This is a genomic window from Brevibacillus sp. AG (assembly GCF_028369215.1).
Lineage (GTDB): Bacteria > Bacillota > Bacilli > Brevibacillales > Brevibacillaceae > Brevibacillus > Brevibacillus porteri.
The window spans coordinates 443,782-463,732 of the sequence record NZ_JAQMYO010000007.1; the positions used below are offsets into that span (position 1 = coordinate 443,782).

General features: G+C 46.1%; 25 protein-coding genes and 1 riboswitch. Of the genes, 12 read left to right on the forward strand and 13 right to left on the reverse strand.

Annotation, left to right across the window (positions count from 1 at the left end):
- Window positions 1-111: 111 nt before the first annotated feature.
- Window positions 112-477 (reverse strand): DUF2294 domain-containing protein, encoded by a 366-nt coding sequence (locus POF51_RS20885; RefSeq protein WP_007722503.1) that lies wholly within the window; start codon window positions 475-477, stop codon window positions 112-114.
- A gap of 53 nt (window positions 478-530) precedes the next feature.
- Complete coding sequence (locus POF51_RS20890; RefSeq protein WP_318533226.1) at window positions 531-1,805, reverse strand: L-lactate MFS transporter; 1,275 nt, start codon at window positions 1,803-1,805, stop codon at window positions 531-533.
- Window positions 1,806-2,206: 401 nt separating this feature from the next.
- On the opposite strand from POF51_RS20890, the gene fdhD reads away from it, so the two are divergent.
- Both fdhD and POF51_RS20900 read left to right on the forward strand, forming a co-directional pair.
- On the forward strand, window positions 2,207-3,004 hold the full coding sequence (fdhD, locus tag POF51_RS20895) for a formate dehydrogenase accessory sulfurtransferase FdhD (protein ID WP_017251989.1): 798 nt from the start codon (window positions 2,207-2,209) through the stop codon (window positions 3,002-3,004).
- Window positions 3,005-3,035: 31 nt separating this feature from the next.
- Complete coding sequence (locus POF51_RS20900) at window positions 3,036-3,653, forward strand: hypothetical protein (RefSeq protein WP_069846499.1); 618 nt, start codon at window positions 3,036-3,038, stop codon at window positions 3,651-3,653.
- 37 nt (window positions 3,654-3,690) lie between these two features.
- Here POF51_RS20900 and POF51_RS20905 read toward each other — a convergent pair whose 3' ends face one another.
- On the reverse strand, window positions 3,691-4,323 hold the full coding sequence (locus POF51_RS20905) for a molybdenum cofactor guanylyltransferase (RefSeq protein ID WP_069846501.1): 633 nt from the start codon (window positions 4,321-4,323) through the stop codon (window positions 3,691-3,693).
- 87 nt (window positions 4,324-4,410) lie between these two features.
- On the opposite strand from POF51_RS20905, the gene POF51_RS20910 reads away from it, so the two are divergent.
- Complete coding sequence (locus tag POF51_RS20910) at window positions 4,411-4,848, forward strand: Dps family protein (RefSeq protein WP_069846504.1); 438 nt, start codon at window positions 4,411-4,413, stop codon at window positions 4,846-4,848.
- Between the two features lie 97 nt (window positions 4,849-4,945).
- On the opposite strand, the gene POF51_RS20915 is transcribed toward POF51_RS20910, so the two are convergent.
- The 7 genes from POF51_RS20915 to POF51_RS20945 form a co-directional block, all read right to left on the reverse strand.
- Entirely contained in the window at window positions 4,946-5,407 is a 462-nt protein-coding gene (locus POF51_RS20915; RefSeq protein WP_017251985.1) for a hypothetical protein, read from the reverse strand.
- Between the two features lie 398 nt (window positions 5,408-5,805).
- Entirely contained in the window at window positions 5,806-5,979 is a 174-nt protein-coding gene (locus POF51_RS20920) for an acid shock protein (RefSeq protein ID WP_271756014.1), read from the reverse strand.
- 248 nt (window positions 5,980-6,227) lie between these two features.
- On the reverse strand, window positions 6,228-6,608 hold the full coding sequence (locus POF51_RS20925; RefSeq protein ID WP_069846510.1) for a hypothetical protein: 381 nt from the start codon (window positions 6,606-6,608) through the stop codon (window positions 6,228-6,230).
- Window positions 6,609-6,818: 210 nt separating this feature from the next.
- Window positions 6,819-7,985: a dicarboxylate/amino acid:cation symporter gene (locus POF51_RS20930; protein ID WP_069846512.1), complete on the reverse strand. Its 1,167-nt coding sequence runs from the start codon at window positions 7,983-7,985 to the stop codon at window positions 6,819-6,821.
- 189 nt (window positions 7,986-8,174) lie between these two features.
- Window positions 8,175-9,107 carry a hypothetical protein gene (locus POF51_RS20935; protein WP_069846515.1) on the reverse strand — a complete coding sequence of 311 codons (933 nt, stop codon included), beginning with the start codon at window positions 9,105-9,107 and terminating at the stop codon, window positions 8,175-8,177.
- Between the two features lie 94 nt (window positions 9,108-9,201).
- Complete coding sequence (locus POF51_RS20940) at window positions 9,202-10,185, reverse strand: homoserine kinase (RefSeq protein ID WP_244521720.1); 984 nt, start codon at window positions 10,183-10,185, stop codon at window positions 9,202-9,204.
- A gap of 184 nt (window positions 10,186-10,369) precedes the next feature.
- Complete coding sequence (locus tag POF51_RS20945; RefSeq protein ID WP_017251979.1) at window positions 10,370-10,564, reverse strand: BhlA/UviB family holin-like peptide; 195 nt, start codon at window positions 10,562-10,564, stop codon at window positions 10,370-10,372.
- A gap of 180 nt (window positions 10,565-10,744) precedes the next feature.
- On the opposite strand from POF51_RS20945, the gene POF51_RS20950 reads away from it, so the two are divergent.
- The 3 genes from POF51_RS20950 (at window position 10,745) to POF51_RS20960 (ending at window position 12,220) form a co-directional block, all read left to right on the forward strand.
- Window positions 10,745-11,191 (forward strand): helix-turn-helix domain-containing protein, encoded by a 447-nt coding sequence (locus tag POF51_RS20950; protein ID WP_069846519.1) that lies wholly within the window; start codon window positions 10,745-10,747, stop codon window positions 11,189-11,191.
- Between the two features lie 72 nt (window positions 11,192-11,263).
- On the forward strand, window positions 11,264-11,788 hold the full coding sequence (locus POF51_RS20955; RefSeq protein ID WP_017251978.1) for an ImmA/IrrE family metallo-endopeptidase: 525 nt from the start codon (window positions 11,264-11,266) through the stop codon (window positions 11,786-11,788).
- A gap of 33 nt (window positions 11,789-11,821) precedes the next feature.
- Window positions 11,822-12,220, forward strand: a complete 399-nt coding sequence (locus POF51_RS20960; protein WP_017251977.1) for a hypothetical protein — start codon at window positions 11,822-11,824, stop codon at window positions 12,218-12,220.
- On the opposite strand, the gene POF51_RS20965 is transcribed toward POF51_RS20960, so the two are convergent.
- Together POF51_RS20965 and POF51_RS20970 are read right to left on the reverse strand one after the other, a co-directional pair.
- Window positions 12,198-12,950 carry an alpha/beta fold hydrolase gene (locus POF51_RS20965; RefSeq protein ID WP_017251976.1) on the reverse strand — a complete coding sequence of 251 codons (753 nt, stop codon included), beginning with the start codon at window positions 12,948-12,950 and terminating at the stop codon, window positions 12,198-12,200. The two genes, POF51_RS20960 and POF51_RS20965, sit on opposite strands and share 23 nt — an antisense overlap.
- Window positions 12,951-13,056: 106 nt before the next feature.
- A complete protein-coding gene (locus POF51_RS20970; protein WP_271756015.1) occupies window positions 13,057-13,614 on the reverse strand; it encodes a CGNR zinc finger domain-containing protein in 558 nt (185 codons plus the stop codon).
- A 168-nt stretch (window positions 13,615-13,782) separates the two neighbouring features.
- Between POF51_RS20970 and POF51_RS20975 the strand changes: the two genes are divergently transcribed.
- The 6 genes from POF51_RS20975 to POF51_RS21000 all read left to right on the forward strand — a co-directional run bounded on the left by POF51_RS20975 (window position 13,783) and on the right by POF51_RS21000 (window position 18,896).
- Complete coding sequence (locus POF51_RS20975) at window positions 13,783-14,277, forward strand: DinB family protein (RefSeq protein ID WP_069846524.1); 495 nt, start codon at window positions 13,783-13,785, stop codon at window positions 14,275-14,277.
- An 84-nt stretch (window positions 14,278-14,361) separates the two neighbouring features.
- A riboswitch (Lysine riboswitch) is annotated at window positions 14,362-14,547 on the forward strand.
- 113 nt (window positions 14,548-14,660) lie between these two features.
- A complete protein-coding gene (locus tag POF51_RS20980) occupies window positions 14,661-16,109 on the forward strand; it encodes an amino acid permease (protein WP_069846527.1) in 1,449 nt (482 codons plus the stop codon).
- A gap of 218 nt (window positions 16,110-16,327) precedes the next feature.
- Window positions 16,328-17,185, forward strand: a complete 858-nt coding sequence (locus tag POF51_RS20985; RefSeq protein ID WP_069846530.1) for a hypothetical protein — start codon at window positions 16,328-16,330, stop codon at window positions 17,183-17,185.
- 106 nt (window positions 17,186-17,291) lie between these two features.
- Window positions 17,292-17,483: a hypothetical protein gene (locus POF51_RS20990; RefSeq protein WP_069846532.1), complete on the forward strand. Its 192-nt coding sequence runs from the start codon at window positions 17,292-17,294 to the stop codon at window positions 17,481-17,483.
- Window positions 17,476-17,622, forward strand: a complete 147-nt coding sequence (locus tag POF51_RS20995) for a hypothetical protein (RefSeq protein WP_170831578.1) — start codon at window positions 17,476-17,478, stop codon at window positions 17,620-17,622. The genes POF51_RS20990 and POF51_RS20995 overlap by 8 nt, the downstream gene beginning before the upstream one ends.
- 218 nt (window positions 17,623-17,840) lie before the next feature.
- Window positions 17,841-18,896, forward strand: a complete 1,056-nt coding sequence (locus POF51_RS21000) for a TolC family protein (protein WP_271756016.1) — start codon at window positions 17,841-17,843, stop codon at window positions 18,894-18,896.
- Between the two features lie 71 nt (window positions 18,897-18,967).
- On the opposite strand, the gene POF51_RS21005 is transcribed toward POF51_RS21000, so the two are convergent.
- A complete protein-coding gene (locus tag POF51_RS21005; RefSeq protein WP_069846537.1) occupies window positions 18,968-19,879 on the reverse strand; it encodes an aminoglycoside phosphotransferase family protein in 912 nt (303 codons plus the stop codon).
- Window positions 19,880-19,951: the final 72 nt, after the last annotated feature.

Consider the following 19,951-nt stretch of genomic DNA (forward strand, 5'->3'; position numbering starts at 1 on the left):
GTTCACGGTGGTTGTCTACGGCAGGTTCGCTACCTAGTCTCAACTTCGTGTTTGCTTTCGCGAATTCCGTTACGTCTAAGCCGGTGAACAGGAACGCTGCTTCGTTTAGACTTACGGTTCGTTTTTCATTCTTTTTTCGATGTCTTGATCAAAAACAAAGATCGACATTCCAAAATCCCGTTCAATGTCAATATCGACGAAAAGATCAACGAGTTTTGCTCCAAGAAACGCTTCCATGTCAACTGGCTGGTGTTTCCGATAGATCTCTTTGACCATTTCGGTTCGGGCAGCTCGTAATGTCTGCTTTCCGTCTTCCGAAGTGGCGATGAACTTTTCCACCGGAGAAAGGTTGCCTTCCATCTCGCAGATCGCCCAGTTCTTGCAGAACGTGGTGCTGATCTTGCTAGGTCCCTTTCCCATATGGCGCTTTCGGAAAGCCCTGACCAAATTACTGAATTCTGCTTCGAACTTATTCATCGAGGAAAATCACCTTTACTTCAAATCATTCTCTACTTAAACTTTACCATTGATTAACTAGCCAATTCAACAGACTTTTCTCTTTGTTTGGCTTCTTCCTTCAGTTTTTTGATATCCAGACGGACTATTAGCGAGATCACCAGAGCGACAACGAACATTCCCGCGAAAACACTCATGGTTCCTGTATAGCTTTCTGTCGTCTTGCGAACCCATGCTGCAAAGATCGGTCCTGCCAAGCCGGCAGCAGCCCATGCCGTCAGAATATAGCCGTGAATCGCGCCCAATTGCTTTGTTCCAAACAAGTCACCAATGTATGCCGGAATGGATGCAAAGCCACCACCGTAACAGGTCATAATGATAAACATCGCAACCATGAACAGGATTGGATTGGTCAAATTCGGCAACAGGAAGAACAATATCATTTGGATGGCAAAGAAAGCTGTGTACGTATTTGGTCGTCCAATGAAATCAGACAGAGACGCCCAGCCGATTCGTCCACCACCGTTGAACAAACCGTTTAGCCCTACCATCAGAGCTGCTGTTCCGACAGACATGCCCACCATTTCTTGCGCCATCGGCGATGCTACCGAAATAACCGCGATTCCACAAGTCACATTGATGAACAACATCAGCCACAGCCAGTAAAAACGGCGTGTCTTGATCGCTTCATTGGCAGTCAATTGACACAAATCTTTTTTGATTTGCTTGCTGCCAGCTCTTCCCTCAGCGGAAAATCCAGCCGGTACCCAGCCTTTTGGAGGTGGAGCCAAATATTGAGCCGAAGCCAACATTACAACGAAATAAATAATGCCCAAAATATAAAAGGTGTTCGCGATACCTACATTTGCAATCAAAGCGTTCATAATCGGACTGGCAATCATGGAAGCAAAGCCGAAGCCCATAATCGCAAGACCTGTTGCTAAACCACGGCGATCCGGAAACCATTTGACCAACGTCGATACTGGCGTAATATAGCCTACCCCAAGTCCGATACCGCCCAGCACGCCATAACATAAGTACAACAGAGGCAAACTGCTTAATTGAATCGCCAAGCCAGCCCCAACAGTTCCTACTCCAAAAAAGATAGATGCGAGAATGCCAGCTTTGCGCGGGCCGTGCTTTTCTACATAATGACCGAGAAAGGCAGCAGACAGCCCCAAGAACAAGATCGCAATACTAAACGTAAATTGAACGTCTGGCAAGTCCCAGCCGAACTGCTCGGTAATTGGCTTGGTGAATACACTCCATGCGTATACCGATCCAATCGAGATGTGGATGCCTACCGCAGCCAACGCGATGAGCCAGCGGTTTTTCACTTTTTGTTCCAAATCATTCATCTCCTTCGCAATGGTCTTTCGCATGCTGTGGATCCATCAGCAGCCTTCTCGAAAAAAAGAAAAACTGCTGATTTCACCGACTCACCCAGGTCTCCACAAATGGAAACGAGGGCTACGATGAAACACAGCAGTTAATCATCAGCAGGAACGCTACATCAGCATCAACAAGCATTGTGTTCACTATGTAATTCGCTGCAAGGCTACAAAATAATCGGTGGCAGGGTCGCTGCTCCGTGTCAATCTGTCCTTACGCTGTGCATACATGGAAAGACGAAAATTTTATGACACTTTTCATCTCACATAGTATACTACCATGTAAGCGTTCACTCGACAATATTTTCCTCACAAATTAGCCATAAAAACTTCATATTTTCGACAAAAAGGAGGCCCGTATGTCCGAACTAACCATCACCACCCGATTGCCTGTGTTGAAAATTTCAGCTGACCAACATGGCTGGGAAGACGACGAAATCGTTACCGAGTACCCCCTCACCATTTTCCTCAATGATGAGGAATTCGCTACAATCGTATGTACTCCGGCCGACCTGGAAGAAATGGTCATCGGTTTTCTCGCAGCCGAGGGCGTTATCAAGAGCTACTCGGAAATCAAACAGCTTACGATTAATGAGGCCCAAGGGTTTGCTTACGTTGATTTGCATAAAGAAACAATTTTGTCGCAGAGCTTTTACTCCAAACGCAGAATTACTTCCTGCTGCGGAAAAAGCAGACAATCCTTTTACTTTTTTAGCGATGCGCGCACAGCAAAGCCCGTTGAAAGCACAACAACTGTCACCCCTGCTCAGTGCATGCGCCTGATGAAAGAATTGCAAGCGTCGTCTGAGATCCACCGCCAAACAGGTGGCGTCCACAATGCAGCTCTCTGTACACCGGATGAAGTTTTGCTTCAGTTCTCCGACATCGGACGTCACAATGCTCTCGACAAAATCTATGGGAAATGCTTGCGAGATGACATTTCGACCACGGACAAAATTCTTGTCTTCAGTGGACGCATCTCGTCTGAGGTGCTGCTCAAGGCTGCCAAGATTGGTGCTGGCATCATATTGTCCAAGTCCGCTCCAACTGATCTCGCCCTACAATTGGCAGATGAGCTGAAGCTCACCGCTGTCGGATTTATCCGCAATGACAAAATGAACGTGTATACACAAGCCCAGAGAATCCTCCTACCTTAAAGGAGGAATCAATCAAAAGCGGGACAAGCTGTTGGTAATCTCAAAGCCCGAGTTATCTCTCGGGCTTTTGTTCTTTGTACGTGGGAATTTTTTATTTGCAGCAGCAATGTTTCTTTTTGTGATGCTTGCAATGGTTGTCGTCATCATCTTCGTCTTCGTCGTCGTCCTCTTCTTCATCTTCATCATCGATTCCATACTTCTTGCAACAGTGATGGTCATGTTTTTCAAAGCATTTGCAATCATGGCATTTGCAGCAACAGCAGTGATCGTGGCAATGTTCATGCTTTTTGCAGCAGCAATGCGGCTCATCGTGTTTTTTGTAGTAGCAGTGAAGCTCGTAGTAATCGTCATGTTTCTTGCAACTACAGTGGTGGTCGTGATGCTTGTCGTGTTTCTTGCAGCAGCAGTGGTGGTCGTGATGCTTATCGTGTTTTTTGCAGCAGCAATGGTGGTCGTGATGCTTATCGTGTTTTTTGCAGCAACAGTGGTGGTCGTGATGCTTGTCGTGTTTTTTGCCGCAACAGTGGTGGTCGTGGTGTTTGCCTTGTTTTTTGCACTTTCTTATCATTGCGATTCCCTCCTTTCATTAGCAATCACTACTATTTATACGGTTTGTCCAGAGAAACGCTTGTATGATAGCCCTCTATGAAAAGCCTCTTTTTTCCAAACAAAAAACAGGACATACATCAAGCATGTCCTGTCTTTCTGCGTTCTTCTTCAATTTTGGCCTGTTCGTACTCTTCAGGCGTGTTGACATTAAAAACAGCCCAAGGGTCCAACCATTCATCAGGCAAGGGCACCACGCGCAGTTCATCTAAAGTCCGCATCAGTTTTCGCTGTCCATACAACAGCGCCTGCTCCCAATTAGTCTGTGTTCTCCGATGGTACACTGCACATAATGGGTGGATTCGTCCCTCTGATTGGGCGACAATCACATCCCAATCGTTTCTCTCCCTCGCAAATTCAATAAGTTTGGCGATTTGCCCACGATCCATAAAAGGTAGGTCACAGGACAATACCAGCAAAGCATCCTCGGAACTTACGCGAAAGGCAGTAACCAGTCCACTGACAGGGCCACAGGATGGTACCAGATCAGGTGTAATTGTGACAGGCTGTTCATCAATTTGTTCCTTTTGTGTCACTTGAGTGTCCGAAAAATCGTTCGCTACAATGAAACAAGACAAACCAACCGCCTGTACTTCCTTTACCAGCTCTGTTAAAAAGGTTCCGTCCCTCCACGGTAATTTTTGCTTGGGCGAGCCCATTCTGCTGCTTTTTCCGCCCGCTAAAATAACCACACCGATACGCAGCTGCTGCATAAATTTCCTCCTGGGTGTTGACAATAATCCTTTTTAGTTTATAATAAGTTTAAACAAATAATTATTATAAATAAGGAGAGATTCTCGATGGAAAACACACTCTACAGCGTTCTAAATAAACAAGTAGCGAACTGGACAGTCCTCTATACGAAACTACACAATTTTCACTGGAATGTAAAAGGACCTCACTTCTTTACGCTCCACTCAAAATTTGAGGAATTGTACAACGAAGCAGCAGCGAATCTTGATTCCCTCGCTGAACGTGTCCTCTCCATCGGTGGAAAACCTGTAGCGACTTTGGCTGCATGTCTGAACACAGCGAGCATCACCGAAGCAGAAGGAAGCGAAACAGCTGAGCAAATGGTAGAAACGATCGCAAGAGACTTCTCCATTCTCGTAGACGAGCTGAAGCTGGCTATGGAAACGGCAGACCAAGCTGACGATGAAGCGACAGCCGATATGCTGCTGGGAATCCGCAGTGGCCTAGAAAAACACATTTGGATGCTCAAGTCCTTCTTGCAATAAGCAAGTAAATCAATAGACACCAAAAGGCGATTGTGCATAGACACATCGCCTTTTTTGGGTTTTGCCTCCCGTGAAACTGCTTATCCACCCTGGTTGCCTAAAGTGAAAATATCAGTTTCCGCCCGTCCTTTTCTACTTTTACTTGGGGTAGATACTTTAATGACTTCTGTACACCAATGTAGGGACTCGCAAACTCTACCTGGTGCCGTGCTTTCAACACGGAACAGAGATCAGCCAATGACATCGGAGACATCGCTTCCTGTAACAGGTTTTCGATGTGCTTTGCAACTTCCAAATAATCGTGACGGATGTGCGCCTTTCTCACCTTCATTCGCTTCATCAGATCATCGGAAAATTCCTCTGTCGACATAGCTGTATCTTCTGAGCTTTCATCGTCTCCGATCCCGGCTTCGTTATCCAACTCACGAATGCGGCTCAAAAGCTGCTTGATGTCAGCTCCCAACTGCTTGTCCTGATCGACATACTGTCGACGCAGTGCCATACGCTGTTCTAGCATGGCCTGCAATGTCATTTGTAACGCTTTCCGTTCGTTAAACATTGCGTTATGTATTCCCCTTTTCGCAAAAAGTAGAATGATGGAATTATACCCAATGATAATATAATTCTCACTAGTTGAAAATGGGAATTTGAAGCACCCAATCATAGCCACAGGTTACAAAATAAAAAGATAGCTTTTTACAAAGCCATAATCTGCTTTCGTAAAAAGCTATCTGTATTTTTTCAAGAATATTTACAGATTGTTCAATGAGAGCGTGTAATCGGATTTTCCAATAGACCAGAGTCTTATATAGTATGTTTCACCAGCAACTACATCAAATTCTGCTTCACCAGAACTCATTGCAAGAGTGGTATTTGTGTCTGAAGTCATTACAACGTATGGAACAGCTGATGCTTCCTTATTCGTAAGGCTCGTACTCATTTTTCCGGTTTGGTTTGCTACAAAAACAAAATGATCAAAATCACCGTTCCCGCTTGCCCTGAGATAGAGGAGTTAACCTCTAAAATATCCGCTGTTGCAATAGTATCGTTAGGCTCTGTTTCCGTATTTGCAGCAAATGCAGATGAGGATAGTCCAAATACTAGTGTCAATGCGAGTAAGATTTTTTTCACGATGATTTCCTCCTATATTATGGAATAATTGGAATATACCATTTTATTCAATAATTGTCAAAACATAATGCTTTTTGTCTATATTTGTAGTTTTGTGTAGACTCTCATAAAAATTTTGTCGAGGTATAGCCACTTAGTGCTTTAAGAAGCTTCCAAGTTGTCCCCATGCGTTCCAAAATAAAAAGATAGCTTTTTACAAAGCTGTAACCTGCTTTCGTAAAAAGCTATCTGCGTTTTTTAAAGGCTAATTACAGATTGTTCAATGAGAGAGTGTAATCAGACTTTCCAATAGACCAGAGTCTTATATAGTATGTTTCACCAGCAACTACATCAAATTCTGCTTCACCAGAAGTCTCTGCAAGGCTGGTAGTTTTATCTGAAGCCAATACAACGTATGGAACTACTGATTGGTTCTTATTGGTAAGGTTCGTTTTCATTTTTCCGGTTTGATTTGCTACAAAAACAAACGTATCCCAATCACCGCTCTCCCCTTGACCTAAGATAGAGGAGTTAATCTCCAAAGTATTCGCCATTTCAAAGGTATCGTTTGGTTCTGTTTCCGTATTCGCAGCAAATGCGGAAGAGGATAGTGCAAATACTAGTGTCAATGCGAGTAAGATTTTTTTCACAATGAGTTCCTCCTATATTATGGGATAATTGGAATATACCATTTCATTCAAAAATTGTCAAAACATAATGTTTTTTGCCTTTATTTGTTGTTTTGTGTAATTTCTCTCAAAAATTTTGTCGAGTTATAACATAAGCACTCAGAATCCTACAAAAAAAGACCTATCCAAAAATGGACAGGTCTTTTTCCCCTACTTCTTTCTATTACATCATCAAGCTACTTTCTCTTCACTCAATCGATCTGTAATCACAGCAATCGCTCCATCACCCGTTACGTTACAAGCGGTACCAAAGCTATCTTGCGCAATGTACAAAGCAATCATCAACGAAGTCAACGTGGTAGTAAATCCGAGCATAGACTCCATCAATCCCAGTGCCGCCATGACTGCTCCGCCCGGCACACCTGGTGCGGCAATCATCGTTACACCAAGCATCAAAATGAATGGAAACATCACGTCGAATGATGTCGTCATGCCGTTTAGCATCATGACTGCCATGGAACAGCTGACAAGCGTAATCGTGCTTCCAGAAAGATGGATCGTCGCACAGAGTGGAACGACGAAATCTGCGATCTTGTCACTCACACCGTTTTTCTTGGTCTGGTTCAGTGTCACAGGAATGGTGGCCGCAGAGGATTGTGTTCCAATCGCTGTGAAGTAAGCGGGAAGCATATTTTTCATCAGCGTGAATGGGTTTTTGCGCCCCATCTGACCCGCTACCAAGTACTGTACGAACAGATAGAATAGATGCAAGGCAATAATCATAACGAAAACTTTAACGAACACGGACAAAATCATGGTGACTTGTCCACCATAGGTCAGGTTGGAAAATACAGACAGGATATGTAATGGAAGCAACGGGATAATGACGGAAGCAATGAGCTTCTCTACGATATCTCTCAAGTCTACCATCACATTTTGCAGGGCGTTCCCTTTGATGACAGTCGCCCCTAGACCAAGGGTGAAGGCGAGCAGTAATGCTGTCATCACACCTACAATCGGCGGCATGTCCACCGTAAAGAACGGCTTCACCAGTGCTTTCTCTGGGTTGGCATACTGATTCGCCAGTCCACCTACCTCAAGAATGTGTGGAAAAATACTCGTACTGACCAAATAAGCAAGCGCTCCTGCAAGGATCGTAGATAAGTAAGCCACCCCTGTGGTTACCCCAAGCAAGCGCCCTGCCCCTTTGCCCAGCTCACCGATGCCTGGCGCGATAAATCCAATGATAATCAACGGAATCGCAAATCCGAGGAAATTTCCAAATAGGCCACTAAATGTAGCCAATCCTTTCACAACCCAAATCGGCGAAATGGAGCCAATCCCGATCCCAAGGACAATGGCGATCAGGATTTTGGGTAGTAAGCCTAGCTGTTTCATGAATTGAACCCCCGTTACGTGTTGGTAAAAAATGTCCACGTGGAATGGACTGTGTCTCCTTTACATGGACTAATGAATAACAAGGTAACACATCCGGGATGAGATTGTCATGAATCATAAAAAAGTAATAATATTTAAATTAAAGAAAAACCCCCAATGAGCGTTGCTTACTCACTTGGGGGAACGATATTATTTGGCGCAAATCACTTGGCGAAATTCTTCTTCAATATGTGCCAGCATGCGCATGGCATCCGCGAGTTCTTTCTCCTTCTTTTCTACGGTCAGTGTGTGACAACGTCCGAATTGCTTCGCTTGCTTTTCTTTGATCGCCGCCAGCTCTGGCTCATACTTCGAGAAAAATATAGCGAAATCCATCGCTCGCCTCGCCCCTAGCTGGAAAGCAAAATAGGATAAGTGGCCCATTTCCGCTGGCGAAAGTCCACCTTCCTCTTCCATCCGCTTCACTACACGCAAGATTGCTTCCTTTCCGTATAGGATCGAAGGGTTTGGTTCAACCGCTGCGCTTTCCTGATAGATTCCTTGGTATAAACGAAGCGCATTTGCAACCAGCTCCTCCTCTGTCGGATTGCCTACACGCTTTGGTGCTGTCCAATAATGGTAGGAAAAGAGGCCATCAAAGATTTTCTCAGCCTTCCACGCCAGGACAAACTGAGACAACGGCAGGCTGACAAAAGGAAAACCTGCGGGATCATGCACGTAGATCGCTTGATCATCCATCTCGTAAGCAAGAACAAAATGATCAGCGCCACCCAAGTACTGAGCATTTGGGTTATACGTCAGGTAGCCCATATCAAGCGGTCCGAGCAACACGGGCCCCTTTTCCAAATCGCGCCGTAATTCCTCCAACGGTGGCTCGCCCTCCGCATCTCCTGACTTTTCCGTCCAACGAAAACCAAGCAGTTCTAGCGCATGACTGACACCACGGTCAGGAATCACTTGTCCGAAATAAATGACCTTCTGCTCCTCATACCAGATGGCTCCAACTCCTACGCCGGAGAGTACCTCGAGTACGGCAGGCGATACCTTCTCCCCAATTGTCTCCAAAAGCATTGATGATGAATTTGCGTAGCAGTAGTGGCCACTTCCGATGTACGGTAACATGCGTTTCTCCCTCTTTCTCGTCAATGTATGGCTTACCTATCATTGACTTCGGGTCGCATGTTTTTCTGACAACGCTTTGCAAAACATTTCTCGTTTACGCGAAATATTTGCTGAAAAATTCTATCTTCTCACTCACGAAAGCATCATCTGATTCGCTGCTACCCATGATATGAGGATCATGCATGCAAAGCCCCATTAGCCACAATTGGCGAATACCTGTCATGAGAGACACCGCAGCCTGATCGTTTTCAGATAGGGGACGAACCTCCGTATATCCTTTTAGGAAAGCACGCCATAGCAATTCCACCAGTTCGTCATCTTCTTCGATCAATATTCGGCTCAGCTTGAAAGCAGCCAGATCATACGCACGCCAACCATATCCGCACAGGTCGAAATCAAAGTGGGTATAGGTGTTGTCCTCGCAAAAATTCGTATTAAAATTCCCTTGAAGGTCTCCGTGGCAAATCCCCCAGTCAAGTCCCGCACGGATATGCTCGTTCAGCTTGGATTCCAGCTCAATCGCCAGCTTTTGGAGAATTTGAAAATCTTCCTTCCGATGCTGCAGACGTGGCTCGATGATGGCTAACGGGCGATGAATCAACGTCTTGACGTCCCACACCTCGCGAGCTTGTTGGGTGGAAAAACCTTCTGCTTTGACATGCAGCTCAGCAACGGCTCTGCCAAACCGTGCGCTCAGTTCCTCGCTATCGATCTCCTGCTCCTTGCCACAGGCATAAGTGAACAGCGCACCAAAGCGATTGCCCTCTGCTGCTTGCAGTCTCAAGACATGCTTTCCTGAGCCGGCCGCAATTGGCACAGAAACAGATACTCCTTGTCTGTTCAAATGGAGCAACAGCTCCATCTCGAAAGCGACTGCTGCTTCCTCTGTTCGCCAATCACTGCGATACAGCCTGAATATTCGTTTTTGATCAATCGTCTCCACGAGGTACGTATCGTTCATGCCTCGAAGCATGTAGTGAACCGATTGTATTTGTTCAGTTGGATATGCTTCCTGAAGTACTTTTTGTAATGCTTTTTCACAGATGGTTGAGTAGACGACGGGTAGATGCATAGTCATGCTGCTCCTTTTTGCTAAGTATTGGTCATTTATTAGGAAAGACGTGTGAATGTAGAAAAGGACACAGCAAGTAAAAAAGGACCTTGAATGGCTAAAGGCCGATCAAGGTCTAGTACAGGCTGCAACGATTTGTCCCCTTTGCTGAATAAGCTCTTCAAGGAATCGGGCAACATAAGTAAAAGGGTTATTTCTTTACTTTTCCCTTGATCTCGCGCAATTCCTCGAGGATCAGATCGTATTTGTCGCTGTATTTGTCCAGCAAGTCTTGTAAACGCCCCTCGCGCTCGCGATTTGCTTTCATAATATAAAACAACAACCAGACAAACAAAGCAGCAAATGGCCCTTGCTGAAGTAATACGGTTGTTACTTGATCTTCCATGTTTGATCTCCCCTTTTGTCACTGTACAGAACGAGTGTTCCTGCATCGTCCTTATCTGTATTTTGTACAAAAGGCTTGTACATAATTCGTTAAAAACAAAATTAATATCCATACTTTTCTTTTTCGCTCTCATTTAGTACAATAAGTTTGTACATCCTCACAGGAAGGACTGGCTCGCTCATGCTATCTCAGCGCTTACGCACAGCTCGTAAGACAAAAGGTCTGACCCAGGAAGAGTTGGCAGAGCATGTCTGCACGACCAAGGGGACGATCAGTAACTACGAGAACAACCACAGCACACCACCGAATGACATGCTGCGGCAATTGGCTGATGTGCTGGACGTCACGACCGATTGGTTGTTGGGTCGCACAGATGAAGTCACGGCCTATATTCTCCCAACAACAGAGCAGACAAATCAACGTTCGTTGGACGAGCTCTTGCAGGAAAAGATCGATGACCCGGACGACTACTATTTCCTAGACGGGTATCTGGACGCTTCAGAAGAGGAGAAAAAAGAAATTCGCCGCTACTGGTACGACTTGAAGAAACAGTGGAAAGTCAGTAAAGTACGCGAAGAAAGACCTCCGTCTTTGTTTGACATCACGGAAGACATCAAAAAAAAATAACCCCAGTACGGGGTTTTCTTTTCAACGAAAAGCAGAACGTACGTTCCTCACCATTCATTTAGGAGGTTCTTGATGCTTCACTCCCTTTTGAAAGAAATCTGCGAACCGCAAACATGGCTCGAGAGTCGCGTGTACTTGCTGCTTCAGCATCACGGCATCGATTCGCCCGAACAAATCGATCTGCATCTGCTGTGTGAGACGTACGGCATCGAGATCCATCGTATTTGCGGCAGGAGTCGTGCACACGCGCATCCTTTTTTGCCGGGACGTTATGTCATTGCGGTGGACGAGCGACTCGATCTGGCTACCCAACGGGTTAAAATCGCGCATGAACTCGGCCATTTGCTCCTTCATGAAGGCATTCAGCCCCAGAGCAGCGAATGGATGATTGACTGGCAAGAATCGCAGGCGAATCATTTTGCCGAGCATTTGCTGCTTCCCATTTACATGATGAGCCCCTTGCTTGCTGATTGTTCTCGATACAACGCTCCAGCTATGTTGGCTCAGCGCTTTCAGGTACCGATGCCTCTAGCTCGTGCCCGTTTTGAGCGCATACTGAGCCGTATGTATGCCAAAGGCTTTCCCGTCTATGGGTAAATTACGACGCTATTATGTAGGAGGCGAAACCTGATGAAACGAGTCTTTATTGCCGGAGATGCATACACGACTCATTTTTTTGATCTCGCCTTGGACCAAGACGAGGAGCTGTCGCTGTTACCCTCCTTGCAGGTAGCCAGCTATCACGTGGCCCGCTTTGCTCTCATCATGCGAGATGACGGCCTTCGTGGTCTCGGTATTTTTCCCGGAGACGCCCTCTTGATCTCAGACTTTTCGATGGAACCTGTAAAAGACAGACCTGTATTGATCCGACAGGAGGGGCAGTTCCTTGTGCGTATCGCAGCAGACGTCAATCCATTGGAATGTCTGTTTACAACCACACGCGAGCAAGACACCCCCATGCTACTCCCCTCGGAAAACATTCGCATTACAGGTGTTGTATCCGGTATTATTCCACGTTCATCATCGTAACCTCATTAAGCAGCCAATCCTTGATCGCTGCCACCGTTTGCTGCCACTGCTCCTGCGGAGTAATGGCAGCGGGCTGGTCGCCTTCCTGAGATCCATAGCTTCCGAACTGGGAGTGGTTCCCCCCTTCTATGGACATGTACACGGTACGCTCCGGCAAGTATTGCTTGCTCTCCTCAAACTTTTCTATATGGATCACACCGTCGCGAGATCCGAGTAAAGACAGCACAGGCAAATTCACCTTCTTCAAGTTCCCCTGACTATTCGGATACGCTCCCAGCAAAAATACTCCACTGATTCGGTCCGGATGGTTTGCTGCGAATTGAGCTGCCATAGTACCACCGAGCGAATGTCCTCCGATGACAAACGTTTTATTCGGGTACGCCTTTAATACTTGTGTGGCTCTCGTCATATCACTTACAGCCAAATTCAGCGGCATTCGTGCGAGAAAAACATGGTAGCCGTAGCCTGCCAAAGCACGGGCAATCGGTGCATAACTCTCCGGTTTGACCAGTGCTCCTGGATATAAGATGAGTCCCGGCTCGCGTGACTCCCCGCCTTGGAAAATAATCCAGTCATTCGTATCCATGACCGTAATCCCTTCACCACCTTGCATGGCCGTTAATGCTGCCTGATCGGGTTGATAGGGTTGCAAATACCATATCGCCAGACAAATCGCTCCAAGTGTCACCAATACGAGTGCCTGAAACCATTTTTTGCGTGCTTGACTCATCCTACCCACCTCGTTTCCGTTCCCATGTATAGTTCTATATATTATGTCTCAAACCTAGAAAAAAACCGTCAGAGACAAAATCCCGACGGTGTTGGTAATGGCTCCATCAGCCTTTTTCCTTCTGTCGCTCCCGAAAACGGCGCACCTTCATCAGGTTTCCGCACATTTTGTCATCACACCAGCGGCGCACCCGATTGCGGCTTTCATCATAAAACACCCAGCGGCAATCCTCGTTGTCACATATTTTGATTCGCTCCAGATGCTGCGGGGCAAGCAGCTCCGCGAAAGAAGCCGCAATTTGTGCCATGACGAGGGGCCAGCCCTCTGTTGAGCTGGATTGCTTTTGCCCGTAGACGCCCTCCTCCTCTACATACAACACCTGTATATGAAAAGGGGCCTGAGCCAAAACTCTGTTCAATTCCGCAAGGTCGTCCTCTTGGATTCGGTCTCCACGGACAACAGCTTCCAGCATACATCTCAAACGTTCGCGCAGCCGCAAAAGGGAAGCGGCACACTCCTCATTTATCGGAAGCGGAGCGGTTAGCTTGTATGTTTGTAAAAAGGATGACAGCCATTCCTGGTTCTCCAAACGATTTTCCGCACGACCAGAACCACGCCAATCCCGCCAATCACTATTTAAAAAATCGATACAAAACCAGTCCATGTTATTATCTCTCCTGACGAAACCCTACATTTTTCTCTCTTGTATGACTATACAGAATATGGTAATATCTTTTTGTAACTATCGTAATTAAGTTAACTGGTTACACTTTCATTTCTTACTGCTATTATAGCGTTTCATCAATCTGTTTCACAGACGAGGAGGAAGCGTATGAATCGGAAGGATTTGCTTTTGCATGGATGGGAATGTACGTATGACAAGGAAGACTGGTATCCACCCTTAAAAGAAGCGCTTTCCGGAGTATCAGCAGCCGAGGCCAGCTGGCGCCCTGTAGGAGAAGCAGCCAACACGATCTGGGAAAACATCAGCCACCTTCTTTATTACAAAGAACGCCTGTTGCATCGTCTATTGGGCACTGAATTTCCTGGCTCGGCTGAGACGAACGATGATACCTTCATCCCGTCCGGCGGTCCGGATGACGAAGACGCTTGGCAAGCTACCCTCTTGCGCATGGAAAGCGTCCATCGCCACATTCATGAAAAGCTTTCCTTGCTGACGGATGAGGATTTAAACCAGACGGCTACTTATACGCCCATTTACCAAACCGTGATGAGTCTGGTCCTGCATGATGCGTTTCATACGGGACAAATTGTCCAAATTCGCAAGTTACAAGGCTCTTGGCCTGCCAGACGCTCATTTGAATAACAAAATTTCACATTGATTAATCATAAACAATCCTTTATAGTTGATAAATCACATAATTTCATACATGTTATCCTCATCTTTCACGGTGAGGATAGAGGTCGCGGCTTTTATATCATCCTGTACGAGATTCAGAGAAAATCAATGACTCCAGGTAAGGAAAATCCGCCGAAGCTCATATCGCGTCTCTGTGCGATTGGGTTGGGGCTGTACTCGAAAGGGGCAGAACTGTCACGTTTGCATGCCAAGCAAGCGTGGTGAGCTATCTTCAGTGAAGGCTTGGTGGGGATTGGATGATACCGCCCTATGCCATTTTTTTGGCTATGGCGGTTTTTTCGTTTCCGACCTTCCTTCTCAAAAATCAAGAAAGGTCGTGCAAGTAGCTTATGTCACAAAATCAATTGCAACGTGGTTTAAAAGCCCGACACCTGACGATGATCGCCATCGGCGGCTCGATTGGGACGGGATTGTTTCTCGCGAGCGGAGGCTCGATTCATTCCGCCGGACCTGGTGGAGCTTTAGTTGCCTATCTCGCCATTAGTATCATGGTTTACTTTTTAATGACCAGCTTGGGGGAAATGGCGGCCTTCATGCCTGTTTCTGGTTCGTTTTCGACGTATGCCACACGGTTCGTCGATCCATCTCTCGGCTTTGCTCTCGGCTGGAACTACTGGTACAACTGGGCCATTACCATTGCCGTCGAGCTGTCAGCTTCCGCACTCATTATGAAATATTGGTTCCCGGATACCCCAGCGATATTGTGGAGCGCTTTGTTCCTCGGATTGCTGTTTGCCTTGAATCTCCTGTCTGTGAAAGCCTATGGAGAATCTGAATATTGGTTCGCCTTGATTAAAGTAGTAACGGTAATCGTCTTTATTATTGTTGGTGTGTTGATGATTTTTGGCATTATGGGCGGCCAAGCAGTCGGCCTCCAAAATTTCACCAAAGGCGACGCGCCATTCAATGGCGGCTTCATGGCCCTGCTCGGTGTCTTTATGATTGCCGGATTCTCTTTCCAAGGGACAGAGCTGGTTGGTGTCGCAGCTGGGGAGAGCGAAGACCCTGCCCGCAACATTCCGAAGGCCATCCGTCAAATTTTTTGGCGCATCCTGCTCTTCTACATCCTCGCTATTATGATCATCGGGTTGTTGGTTCCATACGATAATCCAAATCTGATCAGTGGCGACATTACGGATATTGCGATCAGTCCGTTTACGATTGTTTTTGAAAATGCCGGATTTGCTTTTGCAGCATCCGTCATGAATGCCGTTATTCTTACGTCTGTATTGTCTGCTGGAAACTCTGGCATGTACGCCTCTACACGCATGCTGTGGAACTTGGCGAAAGAAGGAAACGCACCAAAATGGTTCGCAAAAGTAACAAGTAACGGCGTACCGATCAATGCCTTGATCTTGACTGCGCTCATCGGCGCCCTTGCTTTTCTGTCCTCTCTGTTTGGGGAAGGCGAAGTGTACGTCTGGCTTCTGAATGCTTCCGGTATGTCAGGCTTCATCGCTTGGCTGGGAATTGCCATTAGTCACTACCGTTTCCGTAAAGCGTTTATCGCTCAGGGTCGTGACTTAAGCGAATTGCCTTATCGGGCAAAGTGGTTCCCGTTTGGACCGATTTTTGCCTTCATCATTTGCTGTATCGTTATTATTGGGCAAAACTACTCTGCATTCATGGGTGGAACGGTTGACTGGTATGGCGTCCTGGTCTCTTACATTGGCCTGCCACTCTTCTTAATCGTTTGGCTCGCTTATAAAATTACCAAAAAGACCGAGCTCGTCCCTCTTGAACAAGTAGACTTCAGCATGGATGAGCACACGAAATAATCGAAGAAATAAGTACGGACTTCCGTTATCTAAACGGGAGTCCTTTTTCATGTTTGCCGGCATATTAAAAACTGCCCAAAAATTGCCGATAGTATAGACAAGAAGCCATTGAGATCCGTTTCCTTCCGTTCTCACAACTCATACCAGTCATCTGATATAAGGTAACCAGATCTCCTACCATCACGACTGAACATGAATCCATGTGAGGAGAGTAGAACATGCACATCCAATCGAATACCCGCTACCTAACCCCCCAGCTTTCAACTAACCAACTTGCACCCAAAATGGTGACAGGAACTCGTCTAGGATTGCCCGAGCACGATACAGTAGACCTTCGTTCTCACAAGGCACGCGAGCTCCCTGCTGGTGTCATCGAGCATCATAGTGTCCAATTTTTCTTTAACACAGAGATTAATGAGCGTTTGGATAAAATTTTTGCAGATAAACCACCCGAGGCTCGCAAAGCCTTTGACCACATCCTGGAGCAAAACTTTTTCAACTCCCCATCCACCTACACCGATGAAGAAAGAGCTGCTTTGGTAGAAGTCGGTCTAACCCAAGGCAAATATTTGGCAGACCAATACATGGCTGATGAAAATGCTGCTGAATTTTTGGATACCCTCCATTTGCTCGCTGGCGTTGCCAAAACACGAAAGGTTGACCCTGCAACCGGCAGTGTCAGCTACTTAGAGCTTCCGCAAAAACCACATGGGGCGCCGAGCGACTATGTTAACCCGTCCAAGCTGATGGAGCGGTATGACCCGGAAGCCTACAAAAAAATGCATGCGGCTACCAATCAAACAGAGAAAGTAAGCATGCTGATTCAATTCGTCAAAAAGCTACAACATCGACCAGACTGGATCTCTCAATACCGGAACGAACAAGCTACGCTTCTTTCCGATTTAAAAAATACGAAAATCACTAACCGCTTTGAGATTGTAAATACAAAGGACGCCACTGAATTTGTTCGTCAAATGAATACGCTCGCTGAAAATGCTTCCTTTTCTACCTTCACACCATTGCTTCAAACGAATCTTGCCTCTTTTATGAAGATCTTGACCAAGAAAACAAGTTAACTACACAAAGATGATGGTCACAGCCTCCTCCCGAACTTCCCTGGGACTGGGGCTCTTTTTTTGGTGTAGTTGATGGACATACTAACCCGTAAAGGAGGGGACGAACATGTATGACAATCGCGAAAACGACCTGCCTGATTTCAAACAACTGGATGACAGACTGATCGCTCAACCTCCTACTAGCCCCATAATCGCAATCCGTACCAATCTAGACAAGGAACCAAATGACGTCGACAATCCGTATGTGCAGCAAGACTCTACACCCACTGGACAAAATAAGGGGGAAACAAATGACTGATCGCAGCTCAAAGGAAAAACCGGACATGGGTTATAACGGAAGCAATATGCATGGTTATTCCCTTACAGCAAAGGAAGGGACATCGGAGCAAACTGGAAAGACGGCTGCGGCAAAAAAAGAAAACAGGGACAAAGAATAGTTCTTTCCCCGTCACGATGAACAAATCCCCTTTGGGGAAACAAGCAGATGCTCACTTTGCCTGTTTTTCTGAAGGGGATTCTTTTGGATTTCTGACCAAGAACATGGTGAAAGAACATTTTCTTATTGACGAAACTCTATTGGAAATATATACTTTTCATGGATTTGATAATGAGAATCGTTATCATATTCTTGTATATATGATCAGGAGGTTGCCCCATGAAATCCAGGCTCTTCAAACACATTTACAGCACAACATTAGTCACTTCTCTCCTCACAGGTGGCGCCCATATGGCTCTGGCCGCACCACTCGTGGCCACTGCTGAACAGACGGATGTTTCCCCTTTGTCGCTAGATTTCGCAGTCGAACAGGCAATAAAGAACAGCGTTGATCTGGAGGTGCTTCGGCTTGACTTAGATATTACAAAGTACGAAACATCCATCACATTGAGAGAAAAAGCAGAAATCAAAAAAGCCGACATCATGTCGCTAGCTGATGCAAAAAAGAAATTCGAAGACGCTGCCAAAGCGGTCAAAGAGGTGGTTGTCGATGAAGTCGCCCTGAATACGCAAAAAAACACCATTCAATTGCAGGTGCAAAAAGCATTCTTCGAAGCCCAATCACTAGACGCCAAAATCAAAGCACAAAAGAAAAGTTTGCAAAGACAGTACTGGTTGGACTCCCAAGAAACAGAAGCTCACAAAAATCTTGCTGCCCTTGAAACCAGCTACAAGCAAGCATTGGCCAAACTCAACGATTTATTGAATGAAAAAGCGGACAGACAATGGAAAATGATCGCTACTGATCTGACCCAACACGAGTTGCTTTCCTTAGAGCAATTGCAAGCAAAAGCTTATGAAAATCGTCCTGAAATGATCAAAGCACAAGCAGAAATAGACTTTGCCCAAGTAAGAATTGATTACACAGCAGAGTATTCCGCACTCAGCACACATAAAGGTACAATCGCAAAAAATGAGCACAAAAAAGCGGAACTGCAAAAACAAAAAACACAAAAGAAAATCGGTCAAGAAGTAAGTGACAACTATACGAAGGTACTGACAGCGAAAAAGGCATTAGAGGAAAGTACAACAAAGAAAGAAACCGCATTGGAGCGCTATCAGGCAACAATCGATCAATATAGATTAGGAAAAGCATCGATGAAAGAACTGATGGAAGACGAAGCAAACCTGTTTGACTCCGAAGCAAAAGCAATCGAATCGGTTTATCAATACAATCTCGCTGCTACCACCTTGAATCAGTCGACTGGTTATTAATATTTCGTATCACGAAGGATCTCATATATTCATTTAAAATAAAGGAGGCTTCATCCCACAGGGTGAAGCCTTTACTCATTTATTAGCCTCTCAAAAACTCCCGGCATCACCAGACGACCACCGTCTACACCAAAATCCTCTATAAACCACCAAGCCGATAGCACACTATGGCAATACGCCCACGCCAACACTCTCTCTTTTTGCAAAGACAGCGCCTTCGTCAGTCCATCGACCCGCTGTTTCATTACTTCTTCTACCCCATCCTCTGGCAAATGGTTCAGCAAAAACGGAATCACCTCATACTCCGTCTCCCCGATCAGCCCCTTTGGATCAATTGCCAACCACGGCTCTCTTTCTGCACGCAAAATATTTTCATGATGCAGATCACCATGCAGCAGGCACTGTTCTTTTTGTGTGGAGAGAAGCTTTTTGTACCATTGCTTGGTTCGCTCCACCATTTGCTCGGGAATCGGTCCTGTCCCCCCTTGGAAATGTGGACGAATCTTTTCCAGTCCCACAGCCCAGTCCGCTATCGTTGGAAACGTAGACGCAAGCTTGCCAGCGTTCGAAACGCGGGTATGCATCTTTTTAATCACGTCCGCCAAGCATTGAATTCGTTCTTCTTCGCTGCTCAGCTTGTCCAGTGTCTCCCCTGGCATGATGCGCTCCAAAAGCATGATCCCTTTCTCCTCGTCAGCATCGAGTAACTGCACCATCCCCCGCCCCGCAAAAGCCCGAATCGCCGTCAGCTCTCTCTGCCAGTCCAGTCCAGGCACGCCCAGCTTCAGCACTGCGTTTCTCCCATCCTGCAACACAACAGGTGCAACAAAGTTATAGGAGAGTGGAAACGGATCTAGTACCTTTAGAGACCACCGTGCTTCGCAATCGGCAATCAGCTCGTGAAAGGAATCGAGCCAAAGACGTCCCGCTTCTTTATGTATGCCCATAATTGCTTGGGTAAATTGGGTTGGCAATGAAATCATTAGGAACCCCCTCCTCGAACTACTTGCAAAACATCCTCTTGCCCCAGCTTTCAAGCTGTTCCCCTACCACAG

Coding starts and splice junctions, on each gene's coding strand:
- POF51_RS20885 (WP_007722503.1), bottom strand. CDS start 477: ATGAATAAGTTCGAAGCAGAATTCAGTAATTTGGTCAGGGCTTTCCGA.
- fdhD (WP_017251989.1), top strand. CDS start 2,207: ATGTCCGAACTAACCATCACCACCCGATTGCCTGTGTTGAAAATTTCA.
- POF51_RS20905 (WP_069846501.1), bottom strand. CDS start 4,323: ATGCAGCAGCTGCGTATCGGTGTGGTTATTTTAGCGGGCGGAAAAAGC.
- POF51_RS20910 (WP_069846504.1), top strand. CDS start 4,411: ATGGAAAACACACTCTACAGCGTTCTAAATAAACAAGTAGCGAACTGG.
- POF51_RS20915 (WP_017251985.1), bottom strand. CDS start 5,407: ATGTTTAACGAACGGAAAGCGTTACAAATGACATTGCAGGCCATGCTA.
- POF51_RS20930 (WP_069846512.1), bottom strand. CDS start 7,985: ATGAAACAGCTAGGCTTACTACCCAAAATCCTGATCGCCATTGTCCTT.
- POF51_RS20935 (WP_069846515.1), bottom strand. CDS start 9,107: ATGTTACCGTACATCGGAAGTGGCCACTACTGCTACGCAAATTCATCA.
- POF51_RS20940 (WP_244521720.1), bottom strand. CDS start 10,185: ATGACTATGCATCTACCCGTCGTCTACTCAACCATCTGTGAAAAAGCA.
- POF51_RS20945 (WP_017251979.1), bottom strand. CDS start 10,564: ATGGAAGATCAAGTAACAACCGTATTACTTCAGCAAGGGCCATTTGCT.
- POF51_RS20950 (WP_069846519.1), top strand. CDS start 10,745: ATGCTATCTCAGCGCTTACGCACAGCTCGTAAGACAAAAGGTCTGACC.
- POF51_RS20955 (WP_017251978.1), top strand. CDS start 11,264: ATGCTTCACTCCCTTTTGAAAGAAATCTGCGAACCGCAAACATGGCTC.
- POF51_RS20960 (WP_017251977.1), top strand. CDS start 11,822: ATGAAACGAGTCTTTATTGCCGGAGATGCATACACGACTCATTTTTTT.
- POF51_RS20965 (WP_017251976.1), bottom strand. CDS start 12,950: ATGAGTCAAGCACGCAAAAAATGGTTTCAGGCACTCGTATTGGTGACA.
- POF51_RS20970 (WP_271756015.1), bottom strand. CDS start 13,614: ATGGACTGGTTTTGTATCGATTTTTTAAATAGTGATTGGCGGGATTGG.
- POF51_RS20975 (WP_069846524.1), top strand. CDS start 13,783: ATGAATCGGAAGGATTTGCTTTTGCATGGATGGGAATGTACGTATGAC.
- POF51_RS20980 (WP_069846527.1), top strand. CDS start 14,661: ATGTCACAAAATCAATTGCAACGTGGTTTAAAAGCCCGACACCTGACG.
- POF51_RS20985 (WP_069846530.1), top strand. CDS start 16,328: ATGCACATCCAATCGAATACCCGCTACCTAACCCCCCAGCTTTCAACT.
- POF51_RS20990 (WP_069846532.1), top strand. CDS start 17,292: ATGTATGACAATCGCGAAAACGACCTGCCTGATTTCAAACAACTGGAT.
- POF51_RS20995 (WP_170831578.1), top strand. CDS start 17,476: ATGACTGATCGCAGCTCAAAGGAAAAACCGGACATGGGTTATAACGGA.
- POF51_RS21000 (WP_271756016.1), top strand. CDS start 17,841: ATGAAATCCAGGCTCTTCAAACACATTTACAGCACAACATTAGTCACT.
- POF51_RS21005 (WP_069846537.1), bottom strand. CDS start 19,879: ATGATTTCATTGCCAACCCAATTTACCCAAGCAATTATGGGCATACAT.